A 2649-nucleotide genomic window follows, 5' to 3' on the forward strand; every position below is an offset into this window, starting at 1 on the left:
GACCACCGATCAATGGCTGGTGAATCATGACCCGGCTGTTGGCCAGGGCAAAACGCTTGCCCTTAGCACCCGCAGACAACAGGAAAGCACCCATACTGGCCGCTTGCCCGATGCAGAGCGTAGATACATCCGGCTTGATGAAATTCATCGTGTCGTAAATCGACATGCCCGACGTGATCGAACCACCCGGCGAGTTGATATAGAGATAGATATCCTTATCCGGATTCTCCGACTCTAGAAACAACAACTGAGCGACGACCAGATTGGCCGACTCGTCGTTTACGGGCCCCACCAGGAACACAATGCGCTCCTTGAGGAGGCGTGAGTAAATATCGTAGGCGCGCTCGCCGCGACCACTTTGCTCTACCACCATCGGTACCAGGCCTAAGGCCCGGGGATCCATCATCGACATTATTCGGCCTCTCTGGTCAATCATCATTAAGCGTTGTTGCCCATCAGCGCATCAAACGCGACTTCTTTTTCTACCACTTTTGCCTGTGCAAGTACAAATTCGACGACATTGTCTTCGAGTACCATCGAGGTTGGGCCTTCCATGCGCTCGGTATTTTCTTCATACCACTTAGCCACATCTTCAGGATGCTCGTAGCTGTCGGCAAACTCGGTGATCATCGCCTTGATCTGTTCCGGCTTGGCTTCCAGCTTATTGGCTTCAACCACCGCCGACAGGATCAGACCCAGAGCCACACGGCGCTCGGCCTGTGCAGTAAAGAGCTCGGCCGGGAAAGGCATGTCCTTGACCTTCATGCCGCGCTGTTCCAGATCGCTACGCGCCTGATCCATCAGACGGCCCACTTCCAGCTCAACCAGCGACTTAGGCAGATCAATCTGGGTTGCATCCAGCAGCGCCTGCATCACGTTTTCTTTAGTGCGGGCAGCCAGACGGCGCTTCACTTCACGTGCGACGTTCTTGCTGATTTCAGCACGCATTTTCTCCACGTCGCCATCGGCAATACCCAGAGCCTTGGCAAACTCGGCATCCACTTCAGGCAGTTGCGCTTCGGATACGTTTTTCACGGTAATCTCGAAGACGGCAGTCTTGCCGGCGACATCCTTGCCGTGGTAATCCTCAGGAAAAGCCACTTCAATAGACTTGGTTTCGCCTTCTTTCAAACCGGTCACACCCGTTTCAAAGTCAGCCAGCATCTGGCCCTGACCCAAAACAAAAGCATGGTTTTCAGCCGAACCGCCAGCGAACAATACGCCGTCGATAGAGCCTTTGAAGTCGATGATGACACGATCACCAGCGGCAGCTGCGCGGTCAACATAGTTGAAGCGGGTACGCTGTTTGCGCAGGATGTCGATAGTCTGCTCGATCTGCTCATCACCCACCGGCGTCACCGGCTTTTCGATTTCGGCTACGGTCAGATCACCAACCACAACTTCCGGGAACACTTCGAATACAGCGGAAAACTTGAAGCTTTCCAGATCGGTGCTTTCCTCGACCGCTTCAAAACGCGGATAACCGGCAATACGCTGTTTTTCCTGGGCAACGGCAACATAAAAGCTCTGCTGCACCTGTTCGCCGATCACTTCTTCACGAATCTGTGGGCCGTAATTGGCTTCAACGATTTTGAACGGAGCCTTGCCCGGGCGGAAACCCTGAATTTTGGCGCCACGGGCAGCACGCTTGAGACGCTCGGCTACCACGGCATTGATCTGGGTCATCGGCAGCGCAATCGTGATGCGACGCTCGAGGTTACTCAACGTTTCCAGCTGAACTTGCATGTTGAATCCTTGGACTATATACAGGGTTGGAGTGTACAGGGAACACAATGAAATAAGCCTGTTCATGATCAATAGCCAGTGCCTGTCGGCAGCCATCGAAACCCTGAACAATAATTTATCGCTATACTGCCCGCCTGCTGCAAAAGTTGGCCAGTATATCATGCCCTATCGGGAAGCTATAACTCGCATCCAGCCCACCCGAAGACGGGGCAAAACAAAACAAAAAAGCCCCGCAAACAGGCGGCTGCCGTTATTGCGGGGCTATCATGCATACAGCTTATACTGTATGCCCTATCTTGTGGTGCGAGGAAAGAGACTCGAACTCTCACAGGTCGCCCCGCTGGAACCTAAATCCAGTGCGTCTACCAATTCCGCCATCCTCGCCTGCCAGGCCAACCGCGCCAAAAGCAAGAGGTGCATCATACCGCACCCTGCGCCACCGGGCAAGGCAAGAACTCAATTTCCATCCACAATGGAAACCATTTACCATTAGTCATGTCAGACCCAAATCACACTGCAATACCCAAAGGAGAGAACACGTATGCAACAGAACTTTCAGACGACTTACCGCGCAAGCACCCAGGTAGGCTCAAGCCACAAGGTTCTGCGCAACACTTATGCGCTACTGGCGCTATCGATGATCCCGACCATCTTTGGTGCAGTCATCGGCACCAATATGAATTTTTCCTTCATGGCAGGCAGCCCCATCATGTCCAGCCTGATCATGATGGCGGTTCTTTACGGCCTGTTTTTTGCCGTTGAAAAAAACCGCGACAGCTCGATGGGCGTGGTACTGATGATGGTACTCACCCTGTTTATGGGCATACTGCTCGGCCCCTTGCTGCAAGTGGCGCTTAGCCTGAAAAACGGCGCCCAACTGGTGATGGTTGCCGGTGGCGCGAC

The 2649-nt window shown here is 53.6% G+C and carries 3 protein-coding genes and 1 tRNA gene; 1 reads left to right on the forward strand and 3 read right to left on the reverse strand.

Annotation, left to right across the window (positions count from 1 at the left end; genetic code table 11):
• The 3 genes from ACRC1E_RS12715 to ACRC1E_RS12725 form a co-directional block, all read right to left on the reverse strand.
• The coding region (locus ACRC1E_RS12715; RefSeq protein ID WP_438515462.1) for an ATP-dependent Clp protease proteolytic subunit at positions 1 to 406 on the reverse strand (406 nt) is incomplete at its 3' end.
• Between the two features lie 32 nt (positions 407 to 438).
• The gene (gene tig, locus ACRC1E_RS12720; RefSeq protein ID WP_438515463.1) at positions 439 to 1746 is read right to left on the reverse strand and encodes a trigger factor; all 1308 of its coding nucleotides are present in this window, start codon (positions 1744 to 1746) and stop codon (positions 439 to 441) included.
• A gap of 299 nt (positions 1747 to 2045) precedes the next feature.
• A tRNA-Leu gene (locus ACRC1E_RS12725) sits at positions 2046 to 2130 on the reverse strand.
• 157 nt (positions 2131 to 2287) lie between these two features.
• Here ACRC1E_RS12725 and ACRC1E_RS12730 point away from each other — a divergent pair.
• The coding region (locus tag ACRC1E_RS12730; protein ID WP_438515464.1) for a Bax inhibitor-1 family protein at positions 2288 to 2649 on the forward strand (362 nt) is incomplete at its 3' end.

It is taken from the genome of Craterilacuibacter sp. (assembly GCF_051659485.1).
GTDB lineage: Bacteria > Pseudomonadota > Gammaproteobacteria > Burkholderiales > Chromobacteriaceae > Craterilacuibacter.

Excerpts from the sequence above, each read along its gene's own strand:
- tig (WP_438515463.1), bottom strand. The coding sequence starts at position 1,746 with ATGCAAGTTCAGCTGGAAACGTTGAGTAACCTCGAGCGTCGCATCACG.